Origin of the sequence: Microlunatus spumicola, assembly GCF_039536445.1 — a bacterium.
Taxonomy (GTDB): Bacteria; Actinomycetota; Actinomycetes; order Propionibacteriales; family Propionibacteriaceae; genus Microlunatus; species Microlunatus spumicola.
In genome coordinates this window covers 629956-642958 of sequence record NZ_BAAAYR010000001.1, presented here as the reverse complement: position 1 = coordinate 642958, position 13003 = coordinate 629956, and the positions used below count along the sequence as shown (strand labels likewise).

Here is a 13003-nt window from a genome sequence, read left to right as displayed (position 1 = left end):
CATGACCGGTCGGCTCTTCACCTCGGAGTCGGTGACCGAGGGTCACCCCGACAAGATCGCCGACCAGATCAGCGACTCGGTCCTGGACGCGATCCTCGCCGAGGACCCGCACGGCCGGATCGCGGTCGAGACGCTCGTGACGACCGGGCTGGTCGTCGTGGCCGGCGAGGTCACCACCGACGCGTACGTCGAGATCCCGTCGATCGTGCGGTCCCGGATCCTCGAGATCGGCTACGACTCCTCGACCAAGGGCTTCGACGGCGCCTCCTGCGGCGTCCAGGTGGCGATCGGCCAGCAGTCGCCCGACATCGCGGGCGGCGTGGACTCCTCCCTCGAGGCCCGCAGCGGCCAGGCCGTCGATCGGCTCGACGCGCAGGGCGCGGGGGACCAGGGCCTGATGTTCGGCTACGCCTCCGACGAGACGCCCAACCTGATGCCGCTGCCCATCGACCTCGCCCACCGGCTGGCCGAGCAGCTGTCGGCGGTGCGCAAGGACGGCCGCGTGCCCTACCTGCGCCCGGACGGCAAGACCCAGGTCACCATCGAGTACGACGGCGACCGTCCGGTGCGCGTCGACACGGTCGTGCTCTCCAGCCAGCACGCCGCCGACATCGACCTCGACGCGCTGCTGACCCCCGACATACGCAAGCACGTCGTGGACCCGGTGCTCGAGCGCTTCGCGATCGACAGCCACGACTACCGGCTCCTGGTCAACCCCACCGGCCGCTTCGAGGTCGGCGGCCCGATGGGCGACGCCGGCCTGACCGGCCGCAAGATCATCGTCGACACGTACGGCGGGCTGGCCCGCCACGGCGGCGGCGCCTTCTCCGGCAAGGACCCGTCCAAGGTCGACCGCTCCGCCGCGTACGCGATGCGGTGGGTCGCCAAGAACGTCGTCGCCGCCGGCCTCGCGCACCGCTGCGAGGTCCAGGTCGCGTACGCGATCGGCCGCGCGCACCCGGTCGGCTTCTACGTCGAGACCTTCGGGACCGAGCAGGTCCCCGTCGCGCAGATCCAGGAAGCGGTGCTGTCGGTCTTCGACCTCCGCCCCGCCGCGATCATCGCCGACCTCGACCTGCTCCGCCCCGTCTACGCCCCGACCGCGGCCTACGGCCACTTCGGCCGCGACCTGCCGGGCTCCACCTGGGAGCGCACCGACCGCGCCGACGCGCTGTCCGCCGCCGTCAAGGGCTGACGCGCCGAGGGGACGATCCCCTCGGGTTGTCCCGCAGCCTGGGCCGACGCCCCACAGGCCCCAGGACTTTCACGTAAACGTGAAAGTCCCATACTCACCACGGCAGATCTGCCGTGTTCAGTACCCGGGTTTCACGTAAACGTGAAAGTCCTGAGGCCAGCGTGACTGCCGCACTCGCTGGCGCTCGCGGAACCCTGTCTTGAGGGGGGGCGACCCCCCACACCCCCGCGCTGGTTCCACTCGCCGGCGGTCGCGGAACCCCGCCTAGGGTGGCGGCGTGATCGTCGGCTTCGACTACTGGCACGTGCTCAGCCACTACCCCCGCCAGATCGGCCACCTCATGGCGATCCACCAGGCCGCGGGGGACGAGGTGCACGTCATCTCGGCCATCGGCAAGGGGCGGGTCGGGACGGTCGAGGCCGAGGTCCGCGTCGTCAGCGACGTGCCGACGGTGCACGAGGTCGTCTTCACCCACACCCGCGAGTCGCCGGAGCTCAAGCTGGCCAAGTGCTTCGAGCTCGGCATCGAGATCTTCTACGACGACCGCGAGGACGTCTGCCGGCTGCTCGCCCAGAACGGCATCCTCGCCCTGCGCGTCCCGCGCGGCGGCCAGGCGGGCGACGAGGAGGCCGAGCGGGTCTGACCCCACGAGGGGGTCAGCCGTTCGGCCGGGGCTCGACGGTCTCGTCGGCGGGCTCCCGGTGGTCGAGCGGCAGCTGCCCGCGGGGACGGCGGTGGCGGGCCCGGCGTACGGCGCCGCGTCCGGACTGGGCGATCGCGGTCCCGACGAGCAGGCCGAGCGCGAGAGCGCTGACGACCGAGAGGACGCCGACGACCGTGGCGGTGGCGCCACCGGGGTCCAGGGCGAGCTGGGTCGCGGAGAGCACGCCCAGGCTGCCGGGCACCAGCAGCCAGAACGACGGCAGGAAGACCACGAGCCGGGGGAGGTCCGGCACGAAGGCCTCCACCAGGTACGAGCCGGTGCTGGCCGCGACCGCGCCGAGGAAGCTGCCCAGCACCGGCCCGGAGACGTCCTGCCCGAGCGCCTGCGCGCCGAATGCGAGCACCAGCACGAGCAGGATCCAGGGCAGCAGGCGCAGCGGCGGCGACTCGAGCAGCCCGATCCCCAGGCAGATCAGGACGAGCCCGACCGGCGCCGCCCACCAGCCGAGCTCGGCGACGCGGACGTTCTGCAGGGCCTCGGGCGGCAGCCGGAACAGCCGGCTGGCGCTGACCACGCCGAGGGTGAACAGCAGCACCTGCACCAGGCCGAAGGTGAGCCGCGAGGACCCGGCGATCATGTCGCCGGCGGCGAGCTCGGACATCGCCGTGACGATCAGCGCGCCGGGCAGCAGCACCGCCAGCGGGGGCAGCAGCGTGCGGAGCGGACCCTCGACCATGCCGAGGTCGGCGGCGGCGAAGACCAGGCAGGCCACGACGAACGCGGCCACCACGGGCAGCAGGGTGGCCAGCAGCCGGAACCGCTGGGACAGCCGGAACAGCCCGACCACGACGACCGACGCCACCGCCGCGAGCGCGACGTTGCGCCAGCCCGGCTGCAGGATCAGCGCGATGCCGGTGGCCGTGGCGACCCAGCCGACGTTGGCCAGCCAGACGGGGTAGCGCGGCGGCTGCCCGCGCAGCGCCAGCAGGCTCGCCACGGCCGTCGGACCGTCCACCCGGCCGAGCAGGAGGTCCCGGCGGATCCCGCGCACCTGGGCGGACTGGTCGAGGCGCAGACCCCCGGTGACCACCTCGTACGTCGACGGCGCCCCGCTGGCCAACGAGAGGGTGACGCCGGTCGGTCCGGCGGCGATCTGGGAGTCGGGGTGGCCGAGCGCGAGCGCGACCTCGGCCAGCTCGTCCTCGACCTCGTTGATCGGCTGGCCGGTCGCCACCATCGCCGTGCCAAGGTGCACGAGCAGCGTCCGGACCTCCTGCGCCGCCTGCTCGTCCACGGCCACACCCTCTCACCGGCGGAACTGTCCGACCGGTCTGCCTAGGATCGCGTGTGCCCGCCGCCGACCCCACCTCCGGTCCGGCGCGGGAGACCCACGCCGACCCGCGGCCGGAGGACCAGCCGGAGCTCCCGGTCGCGCGGGTCGCGGTGGACGTCGGCCTCGCCCACCTGGACCGGCCCTTCGACTACCGGGTGACGCCCGAGCAGGACGCCACCGCCGTGCCCGGCGCGCGCGTGCGGGTGCGGTTCGCCGGCCGGCTGCGCGACGGGTTCGTGCTGGAGCGGGTTGCGACGACCGACACCGACCGCACGCTCGCGCCGCTGCACAAGGTCGTCTCGTCCGAGCCCGTGCTCACCCCGGAGGTCGCCGCGCTGGTCCGTGCCGTCGCCGACCACTACGCGGGGACCTTCGCCGACGTCGTCCGCCTCGCGGTCCCGCCCCGGCACGCCGCCGCGGAGAAGGCGGCCGACAAGCTGGCGGAGAAGACCGCGGAGCAGGCGGGCGAGCAGGCGGAGGACAGGGCCGTCCCGGAGGCCCCGTGGCCCGACCGGGTCCCTGGACCGCTGCCGGCCTACCCGGACGGGGCCGCGTACGCCGACGCCCTGCGCGCCGGTCGCTCGCCCCGCGCGCTGTGGCAGGTGACGCCGAGCGCGGCGCCGGAGGCGGACTGGGCGGCCGGCTTCGCCGAGGCCGCGCGGGCGTGCGTCGAGGGCGGGCGCGGCGCCGTGCTGCTGGCCCCCGACCAGCGGGACGTGGCGCGGCTCGAGGCCGCCTGCGTGGCGGCGCTCGGGCGCGCGCGCGTGGTGTCGCTGGTGGCCGAGTCGGGGCCGGCGGCGCGGTACCGCGCGTTCCTGGCGGCGGCGCACGGCCGGGCGAGCGTGGTGGTCGGCAACCGCGCGGCCGCGTACGCGCCGGTGCACGACCTCGGCCTGGTCGCGCTGTGGGACGACGGCGACGACCTGTGGGCGGAGCCGCGCGCGCCCTACCCCCACACCCGGGAGGTGCTGGCCGTCCGGGCCGCGCAGCAGGGCGCGGCGGCCCTGTTCGCCTCGTACGCGCGCACGTCAGAGCTGCAGGCCTACGTCGACCGGGGCTGGCTGCGGCCGGTCGTGCAGACGCGGGTCGCGGTACGCCACGCCGCCCCGCGCGTCCGGGTGAGCGGCGACGATGACCGCGCGCTGGCCCGGGACCCGGCGGCCCGCGCGGCGCGGCTGCCGCACGAGGTGTTCGAGCTGGTCCGGTCCTCGCTGCCGTCCGGACCGGTCCTGGTGCAGGTGCCCCGCGCCGGCGGTCGGCTGGCGCTCGTCTGCCAGGACTGCCGCGAACCGGTCCGCTGCCGCTTCTGCCAGGGCCCCACGACGCTCGCCACCGGGTCGGACGGCCTGCTGACCTGCCGCTGGTGCGGGCGGCCGCAGGTGGAATGGGAGTGCCCGATCTGCGGCGGGCGGCACGTGCGCTCACCGGTGGTGGGGGCGTCGCGGACGGCCGCCGAGCTGGGCCGGGCCTTTCCCGGGGTGGTGGTGCTGCAGTCGAACGGGGAGACCCGCCTGGACGGTGTCTCGGGGACCGGGGCGATCGTCGTCTGCACGCCGGGCGCCGAGCCGCCGGCCGAGGGCGGCTACGCCGCGGCGGTCCTGCTCGACACGACGCTGCTGCTCCTGCGCCCTGACCTGCGGGCGTCGGAGGAGGCGCTGCGCCGGTGGTTCGCGGTGGTGGCGCTGGTGCGCGGGGGCGCGGACGGGGGTTCCGTGCTGGCCGTGGGGGACAGCAGCGGCCGCGCGTTGCAGGCCCTGGTGCGCGTCGACCCAGCCGGTTTCGCCGTGCGGGAGCTCGCGGACCGGGCCGACGCGCACTTCCCGCCGGCGGCCAAGGTCGTGACGATCGAGGGCCCGGCGCCGGTGCTGCAGGAGTACGCGGCCCTGGTCCACGAACCGCCCGGGACCGAGACCCTCGGGCCCGTCCCGCTGCCCGTGCGCGAGCAGCTGCCGGGCAGCGACGGCGAGCCGCTGCTCCGGCTGACCCTGCGCGCCCCGGTGCGGGAGGGCGGTGCGCTGGTCCGCGCGGCCAAGGAGGTCGCCGGCGTGCGCAGCGCCCGCAAGAGCGAGGGCGCCGTCCGCGTCCGCGTCGACCCCCTCGTCCTCGGCTGAGCCGGGTCGGAGCTGTCCGTCTCACGACCTACCTGCGCCGGATCCTGCGCCTCTGCCTGGACGAACGGACGGTGACGACACGCTTTTCGTCGTCACCGGGAGGGAGGAAGGCAGAGGGTCTGAGCGGGATCCGCGTCCGAGCGGAGCGAGGACAGAAGACACGTACAGTTCGCGGGTGCGAGTCGTCTTCTGCGGGACCCCCGAGGTCGCGGTGCCGGCCCTGGACGCCCTGGTCGCGTCCGACCACGAGGTGGTCGCGGTCGTGACCCGGCCGGATGCGCCGAGCGGGCGCGGCAAGCGCCTCACCGCGAGCCCGGTCGCCCTGCGCGCCGAGGAGCTCGAGATCGAGGTGCTCAAGCCGCAGCGCCCGCGCGACGAGGACTTCGTGGCCCGGCTGACCGAGATCGCGCCCGACTGCTGCCCGGTGGTCGCGTACGGCGCCCTGCTCCCGCAGCGCGTGCTCGACATCCCGCGGCACGGCTTCGTGAACCTGCACTTCTCGGTCCTGCCGCGCTGGCGCGGCGCGGCCCCCGTCCAGCACGCCGTGCTCGCGGGCGACCCCGAGACGGGGGCGACCACCTTCCGGCTCGTGCTCGAGCTCGACGCCGGACCCGTCTACGGCGTCGTCACCGAGCCGATCGGGCCGGCCGACACCTCCGGCGACCTGCTGACCCGGCTCGCCTACTCGGGCAGCGCCCTGCTCGTCGAGACCCTCGACGCCGTCGAGGCGGGCGTCGAACCGGTCGTGCAGCCGGACGAGGGCGTGACGCTCGCCCCCAAGATCAGCGTGGACGACGCCAAGGTCGACTGGACCCGCCCGGGCGTCGAGATCGACCGCCTCGTCCGCGGCTGCTCGCCGGCCCCGGGGGCGTGGACGACGTTCCGCGGCGAACGCTTCAAGATCGCCTCCGCGACCCCGGTGGAGGGGCAGGCGGCGCCCGGCGGGCTCGTCGTCGGCCGCCGCGAGGTCACGGTCGGCACCGGCGAGGGGCTGCTGCTGCTGGGCCAGGTCCAGGCGCAGGGCAAGAAGCCGATGGCCGCGGCCGACTGGGCGCGCGGGCTGGGCAGCACCGACGCGCTCCGGCTCGGCGACTGAGGTGGCGGCAGCGCGTCGCCCGTCGACCGACCCGGGGAACGCCAAGGCCGACCGGGCCCGCCGGGTGGCCTTCGACGCCCTGCGGCGCGTGACGGGTGAGGACGCGTACGCGAACCTCGTGCTGCCGCAGCTGCTGGGCGAGCGGGGGATCACCGGCCGGGACGCCGCCTTCGCCACCGAGCTGCTGAACGGCACCTGCCGCTGGCTCGGCACCTACGACGCCGTCCTCGAGTCCGCCGCCGGCCGTCCGCTGGGCACGCTGCAGCCCGCGGTCGTCGACCTGCTGCGCCTCGGCACCCACCAGGTCCTCGCCATGCGGGTCGGCACGCACGCGGCGGTCAGCGAGACCGTCGACCTCGCCGCCGCCACGGTCGGGCGTCGCGTGACCGGCCTGGTGAACGCGGTGCTGCGCAAGGTCGCCGCGCACGACCGGGACGGCTGGCTCGAGCTGCTCGGCGCCGGCCGCGACCCGTTCGACCGGCTGGCCCTGGAGCACGCGCACCCGCGCTGGGTCGTCGAGGCGTACGCGGACCTGCTGCCGGCCGACGAGCTCGTCGCCGCGCTCGCGGCGGACAACGTGAGCCCCGAGGTCTCGCTGGTCGTGCGGCCCGGGCTCGCCGACGTCGACGAGCTGGTCCGGGAGGCCGGCGCCGAGGGCACCGGCCGCTGGTCCCCGTACGCCGTCCGCGGCACCGGCAACCCCGGCGACCTGCCGCTGGTCCGCGAGGGCCGCGCCGGGGTGCAGGACGAGGGTTCGCAGCTCGTGGCCTGGGGCGTGGCCCGACCGGCTGCGGCGCCGGGTTGGTGGCTCGACCTCTCGGCCGGGCCGGGCGGCAAGGCGGCGCTGCTCACCGGGCTCGCCGCGGCGGACGGCAGCCGGGTCGTCGCGGGGGAGCTGGCGCCGCACCGCGCCGCCCTCGTCGCCGGCGCCACCCGCGCCTACCCCGCCGACCGGCGGCCCGTGGTCGTCGTCGCGGACGCGACCCGCCCGTCGTGGCGCGCCGGCTCCTTCACCCGTGTGCTGGCCGACGTCCCCTGCACCGGGCTCGGCGCCCTGCGCCGCCGGCCGGAGGCGCGCTGGCGGCGCGACCCCGCCGACGTCGAGGCGCTGCACCCGCTCCAGCGCGCGCTCCTGGAGACCGCGCTGGACGCCGCGGCGCCCGGCGGGCTGGTCGCGTACGTCACCTGCTCGCCGCACCGCCGCGAGACGGCCGACGTGGTGACGGAGACGCTCGCGGGCCGCGACGACGTCGACGTCGTGCCCTTCGCCGAGGTGCTGCCCGAGCTCGCGGGCGCGTCGACCGGGGCCGCCGCGGCCGGCCACCCCGACTTCCTGCAGCTGTGGCCGCACCGGCACGGCACGGACGCGATGTTCGCGGCCTACCTGCGGCGCCGCTGACGCCTTGTCCTGCCGGCGGGAGGGTCGTCCTCCGGGTCCTAGCGTCGGCCTCGTTAGAGTCGGGCCGTGCCCAGACCGACCCGTGTCATGCCCAGCATCCTGTCGGCCGACTTCGCCAACCTGCAGCGCGACATCGAGCGCATCCCCGGCGCCGACGCGCTGCACGTGGACGTCATGGACAACCACTTCGTGCCGAACCTGACGCTCGGCCTGCCGGTCGTCGAGGCGATCCGCGCGGTCACGCCGACGATGCTCGACCTGCACCTGATGATCGAGGACCCGGACCGCTGGGCCCCGGCCTACGCCGAGGCGGGGGCGGAGTCGGTGACCTTCCACGTGGAGGCGGCCGCCGCGCCCGTACGGCTGGCGCGGGAGCTGCGGGCCCGGGGCGCGCGGGCCGGCATGGCCCTCAAGCCGGCGACGCCGGTCGAGCCGTACGCCGACCTGCTCGACGAGCTGGACATGATCCTGATCATGACCGTGGAGCCGGGCTTCGGCGGGCAGAAGTTCCTCGACCTGTGCCTGCCCAAGATCCGCCGGGCCCGGCAGCTGATCGGGGCGCACGGCGGGGACATCTGGCTCCAGGTCGACGGCGGGGTCTCGCTGGAGACCGTCGAGCGCTGCGTCGAGGCCGGGGCCGACGCGCTCGTCGCCGGGTCGGCTGTCTTCGGCGCGGACGACCCGGACGCGATGGTCAGTCGCCTGCGGGAGCGGGGCTCGGGCCCCGCCGGCGCCTAGACCCGGACGACCCCCGGTCGTCGCCCTTCTTCGGACCGCCGTCGTCGCCGCCGCCCGGACGCCGCCGTGGCGTCTTCGGCTGGTCCGCCCTCGGTTCGGCGCTGATCAGCGCGTTCACCCAGCTGGCGGGCACGGAGTTGTCGACGAGCGTCGACTTGAGGAACAGGGTGGCGGGGATCGCGAGCAGCGCACCCAGGCCGCCGAGGACGTACGCCCAGAAGATCAGCGAGATGAAGGCGACCGTGCCGCTGATGCCCACGGCGTCGCCGGTGAAGCGCGGCTGGATGATCGTCTGGACCACGATGTTGAGCACGACGTAGACCACGATCACGGCGATCATGCTGCCCACGCCGCCGTCCAGCAGCGCGATCAGCGCCGGCGGGATCAGGCCGATGACGAAGCCGATGTTCGGGATGTAGTTGGTGACGAAGGCGAGGACGCCCCAGGTCAGCGCGAGCGGCACGCCGATGACCAGCAGGGCGATCACGTCGAGCACGGCGACCACGAACCCGAAGACCGTGGTGACGATCCAGTACTTGCGCACCCGGCTCGCGAAGTTCAGCAGGCCGTCGGCGATGTGCGGCCGAGTCTCCCGGATGACGGCGATGCGCTCCGGCATCCCGGCCTGGTCGAAGGCCATGAAGATCACGACGGCGATGATCAGGATCAGCAGCGAGGCGCCGCCGGTCAGCGCGCCCAGCAGGCTCTGCGCGGGCCCGGCGAGGCTGCTGACCTGGAAGGACGACGCCAGGTTCCGGATCTGGTCGGCGCCGTAGCCGAAACGCTCCGCGACGCCGGCGAGGGAGTCGAAGATGCGGGTGAAGGCCGCCCCGTACTGCGGCAGTGTCGCCACCAGGCGGTAGAGCGACCAGACGACCGAGCCGAGGATGACGATCAGCAGCAGGTAGATCGCCAGCAGGCTGAGGATGCTGGCCAACGCGGACGGCACCGAGTGCCTGATCAGCCAGCGCCGAAGCGGCGACACGGTGATCACGAGCGTCAGCACGAGGAACACCGGGCCGACGATGTTCGCCGTGCTCTTGAGCCCGACGCCGATGATCACCAGGCCGGCGAGCAGCAGGATGCCGAAGAGCGGCGGGGCCTGCGGCTGGCCCGCCACCGGAGGCACGTCCGGCGGTGCCTGCACGGGTGGGGTCCGATCCGGGGTGGGGGTGTTCCGGGGCATGGTGCTCCTCCTGGTGGGGCGCGGGGATCGCCCGGCGAAGGGGCTAGTTACCCCGGCGGCGACGAAGGTACCGCTCGAACTCGGCCGCGATCGCCTCGCCGCTCGCCTCGGGCAGCTCCGTCGCGTCCTGCTGCTCCTCGAGCGTGGACACGTACTCGGCCACCTCGGTGTCGTCGGCCGCCAGCTCGTCGACCCCGCGCTCCCACGCCCGGGACAGCTCGGGCAGGTCGCCCTGGTCGAGCGCGGTGTCGAGCAGCTCCTCCAGCGAGGAGAGCAGCGCGAGCGTCGCCTTGGGGCACGGCGGGTGCGAGACGTAGTGCGGGACGGCCGCCCAGAGCGAGAGGACCTCGAGGCCGCCGCGGGTGAGCGTGTCGCCCAGCACCCCGACGATGCCGGTGGGTCCCTCGTACGTCGACGGGGCGAGCCCGAGCGTGGTCATGAGCTCGCGGTCGTAGGTCGACGTCGACACGGGGATCGGGCGGGTGTGCGGGGTGTCGGCGAGGAGGGCGCCGAGCACGTGCACGCGCCGGGCGTTCGCCGAGTGCAGCGCCGAGGCGATGGTCGTCGTGAACTGCCGCCAGCGCAGGTTGGGCTCGAGCCCCTGCACGAGGACGAGGTCGCGCCCGCTCGCGAGGCGGCCCACGCGGATCTCGGTGGTCGGCCAGGTGAGGACGCGCTCGTCGTCGTCGCTGAGGCTGACCATCGGGCGGTTGACCTGGTAGTCGTAGAAGTCGTCGGGGTCGAGCGCGAAGGCGAGCTCGGCGCCGTAGGCCTCGGCCAGGTGGTCGACCACGCCGGTGGCGGCGTTGCCGGCGTCGTTCCAGCCGCCGAAGGCGACCACGACCACCGGGTCGACCAGCTCGCGCAGGTCCCGGCCGTGGCCGTCGGACCCGCCGGTGTCGTTCGGCATGGCCTCACTGTAGTCACCGACCGGCGCGCCGTAAGGTTCGAGAACACGGTCGAGACGATGATGTTTACGCTGTAAGTGCGGGTAACCGACGCGCGAGGTAGTCCGACCACACAAGGAAGAACCACATGCCAGCCGCACAGACCACCGAGGCCGACCCGGTCCCCGGGTCCGAGGCCGACAAGCCGCAGGAGATCCCAGCCAAGGGCTGGTTCCAGATCGCCAAGCGCGGCTGGGCCGAGGCCAAGGCCGACAACGTCCCGCTGATGGCCGCCGGGATGGCGTACTACGCCTTCCTCGCCATCTTCCCCGCGATCATCGCCGCGGTCCTGCTCTACAGCTTCTTCGCCGACCCGGCGACGATCCGCGACCAGATCGAGGCGCTCGGCTCCGCGATCCCGAGCGAGATCCGTTCGATCCTCACCGACCAGATCACCACGGCTTCCGGCAACGGCGCGGTCGGCTTCGGCGCCGTGATCGCCATCCTGGTGGCGCTGTTCAGCGCCTCCGGCGGCATGGGGAACCTGATGACCGCGGTCAACCTCTGCTACGACGAGGAGGAGACCCGGGGCTTCGTCAAGAAGCGCCTGATCGCCCTCGCCCTGACCGTCGGCGCGATCATCTTCTTCCTGATCGTCGTGGCCCTGGTCGCCGTGCTGCCGGCCGTGCTGAGCTTCCTGGGCACGAGCGGCATCGTGCTGTTCGGCATCCAGGCCGCCCGCTGGGTGCTGATCGTCGTCGTGATCACCGTCGCCCTGGCCGTGCTCTACCGCGTCGCCCCCGACCGGGACGCGCCCAAGCTGCGCTGGGTGTCCGTCGGTGCCGGGGTGGCGACGCTGCTCTGGATCATCGCCTCGGTCGGCTTCTCGATCTACGTCTCCCAGTTCGGCAGCTACGCCAAGACCTACGGCGCGATCGCCGGCATCGTGATCCTGCTGCTGTGGCTCTTCATCACCTCGTACGCGATCCTGCTCGGCGCGGAGATCAACGCCGAGTCCGAGCAGCAGACGATCAAGGACTCCACGAAGGGCCCGGCGCAGCCGATCGGCCAGCGGGACGCGGTCAAGGCCGACTCCCTGCCCGTGGAGGACGACCCCGCAAAAAAAGGCAGCCCGGCCTGACGCGTGACGCACGCGACGGAGCCGGTGACCAGACGACCACGAGCACGAGCACGAGCAACGAGAGCAAGAAGGTGAGCGCCATGGCGTCAGACGCCAGCACGACCGCGCCGGCGGTCCCGACCGACCCGGCGGACAAGTCCGTCGGGGACCTCGTACGGAACCTGTCGGAGGACCTCAGCCGGCTCGTCCGCGACGAGATCCACCTCGCCCAGGCCGAGGTCGGGGCCAAGGCCAAGAAGGCCGGCATCGGCATCGGCGCGTTCGGCGGGGCGGGCGTCATCGCCCTCTACGGCCTCGGCGTCCTGATCGCGGCCGCCGTCCTCGGTCTGTCGGCTGCCGTGCCGGCCTGGCTAGCCGCGCTGATCATCGGCGTGGTCCTCTTCGTCGTGGCGGGCGTCGCGGCGCTCGTCGGCCGCAAGAAGCTCCAGCAGGCCGCACCGCCGGTGCCCACCCGGGCCATCGAGAGCACCAAGGCCGACGTGGCCGAGATCAAGGAGTCGATCAAGCGATGAGCCAGGCCATCCAGCCCGACGACGCGGCCACCGAGAAGCAGACGCCCGACGAGATCGTGGCCGACATCGAGGCCACCCGCGACCGGCTCGCGGAGAACCTCGACGCGCTCACCGACAAGCTCGACGTCAAGGCGCACGCCCAGGACGCCGTCCACGAGGCGGGCGCCAAGGTCCAGGCCACCGTCTCCGACGCGAAGGAGTCGGTGGCGTCGGCCGCCGGTTCGGCCGCTGCGCGGTCCCGTACGCTCGTCGACAGGTTCAGGGCGCTCCCGCTCGCCGCCCAGGCCGCCATCGGCGCCGGGGCCGCAGCGCTGGTCGTCACGTTGATCGTCCGCAGCGCTCGTTCGTGAGCCGGACGAAGAAGCAGGAGGCAGGAACATGGTGAACGCAGCACGGCTGGCCTACCGCCCCGTGGGGCTCGTGTCCGGCCTCGCGGCCGGCGCGGTGGCCGGCGCGATCTTCAAGCAGGTCTGGAAGCGCGTCGCGCGTCAGGACGACGCCCCCGACGCGCTGCAGGCCGAGTACACCCTCGCCCGCGTCGTGATCGCGGCGACGATCCAGGGCGCGATCTTCGCGGCCGTCAAGGCCCTCGTCGACCGCCTCGGCGCCCAGGGGTTCCAGAAGCTGACGGGTGAGTGGCCGGGGGACTAGACCTCGGCGTCTGGTGGGGCAGCCTCGGGTGACGATCGTCGCCGGCAGGCTCGCCCACGACGGCGCTTCGCAACCATCCGCCCGGGCGAG

At 74.0% G+C, this 13003-nt stretch carries 13 protein-coding genes; 10 read left to right on the top strand and 3 right to left on the bottom strand.

Going from position 1 to position 13003, the window contains the following annotated elements:
• The first annotated feature begins 1 nt into the window (after window position 1).
• Window positions 2-1195, top strand: a complete 1194-nt coding sequence (gene metK / locus ABD665_RS02925) for a methionine adenosyltransferase (RefSeq protein WP_204912305.1) — start codon at window positions 2-4, stop codon at window positions 1193-1195.
• A 277-nt stretch (window positions 1196-1472) separates the two neighbouring features.
• Window positions 1473-1838, top strand: a complete 366-nt coding sequence (locus ABD665_RS02920; RefSeq protein WP_204912306.1) for an HAD family hydrolase — start codon at window positions 1473-1475, stop codon at window positions 1836-1838.
• A gap of 13 nt (window positions 1839-1851) precedes the next feature.
• Here the strand turns inward: ABD665_RS02920 and ABD665_RS02915 are convergent, their stop codons facing one another.
• Window positions 1852-3153, bottom strand: coding sequence for a threonine/serine exporter family protein (locus ABD665_RS02915; RefSeq protein WP_344740982.1), 1302 nt, complete (start codon window positions 3151-3153; stop codon window positions 1852-1854).
• A gap of 53 nt (window positions 3154-3206) precedes the next feature.
• Here ABD665_RS02915 and ABD665_RS02910 point away from each other — a divergent pair, with 53 nt between their 5' ends.
• From ABD665_RS02910 to rpe, 4 genes are all read left to right on the top strand, one after another.
• Window positions 3207-5303, top strand: a complete 2097-nt coding sequence (locus ABD665_RS02910) for a primosomal protein N' family DNA-binding protein (RefSeq protein WP_204912307.1) — start codon at window positions 3207-3209, stop codon at window positions 5301-5303.
• A 175-nt stretch (window positions 5304-5478) separates the two neighbouring features.
• Window positions 5479-6399, top strand: coding sequence for a methionyl-tRNA formyltransferase (fmt, locus tag ABD665_RS02905; protein ID WP_204912308.1), 921 nt, complete (start codon window positions 5479-5481; stop codon window positions 6397-6399).
• Between the two features lies 1 nt (window position 6400).
• On the top strand, window positions 6401-7798 hold the full coding sequence (locus ABD665_RS02900; RefSeq protein ID WP_204912309.1) for a transcription antitermination factor NusB: 1398 nt from the start codon (window positions 6401-6403) through the stop codon (window positions 7796-7798).
• Between the two features lie 87 nt (window positions 7799-7885).
• Entirely contained in the window at window positions 7886-8536 is a 651-nt protein-coding gene (rpe, locus tag ABD665_RS02895; RefSeq protein ID WP_204914451.1) for a ribulose-phosphate 3-epimerase, read from the top strand.
• On the opposite strand, the gene ABD665_RS02890 is transcribed toward rpe, so the two are convergent.
• Window positions 8493-9656 carry an AI-2E family transporter gene (locus ABD665_RS02890; protein ID WP_344740977.1) on the bottom strand — a complete coding sequence of 388 codons (1164 nt, stop codon included), beginning with the start codon at window positions 9654-9656 and terminating at the stop codon, window positions 8493-8495. The two genes, rpe and ABD665_RS02890, sit on opposite strands and share 44 nt — an antisense overlap.
• A gap of 109 nt (window positions 9657-9765) precedes the next feature.
• Window positions 9766-10632 carry a PAC2 family protein gene (locus ABD665_RS02885; protein WP_204912311.1) on the bottom strand — a complete coding sequence of 289 codons (867 nt, stop codon included), beginning with the start codon at window positions 10630-10632 and terminating at the stop codon, window positions 9766-9768.
• A 125-nt stretch (window positions 10633-10757) separates the two neighbouring features.
• On the opposite strand from ABD665_RS02885, the gene ABD665_RS02880 reads away from it, so the two are divergent.
• The 4 genes from ABD665_RS02880 (at window position 10758) to ABD665_RS02865 (ending at window position 12913) form a co-directional block, all read left to right on the top strand.
• The gene (locus ABD665_RS02880) at window positions 10758-11750 is read left to right on the top strand and encodes a YhjD/YihY/BrkB family envelope integrity protein (protein WP_204912312.1); all 993 of its coding nucleotides are present in this window, start codon (window positions 10758-10760) and stop codon (window positions 11748-11750) included.
• An 80-nt stretch (window positions 11751-11830) separates the two neighbouring features.
• On the top strand, window positions 11831-12262 hold the full coding sequence (locus ABD665_RS02875; RefSeq protein WP_204912313.1) for a phage holin family protein: 432 nt from the start codon (window positions 11831-11833) through the stop codon (window positions 12260-12262).
• Window positions 12259-12612, top strand: coding sequence for a DUF3618 domain-containing protein (locus ABD665_RS02870; RefSeq protein ID WP_204912314.1), 354 nt, complete (start codon window positions 12259-12261; stop codon window positions 12610-12612). The genes ABD665_RS02875 and ABD665_RS02870 overlap by 4 nt, the downstream gene beginning before the upstream one ends.
• Before the next feature lie 28 nt (window positions 12613-12640).
• Window positions 12641-12913: a DUF4235 domain-containing protein gene (locus tag ABD665_RS02865; RefSeq protein WP_204912315.1), complete on the top strand. Its 273-nt coding sequence runs from the start codon at window positions 12641-12643 to the stop codon at window positions 12911-12913.
• The last annotated feature ends 90 nt before the right edge of the window (window positions 12914-13003 follow it).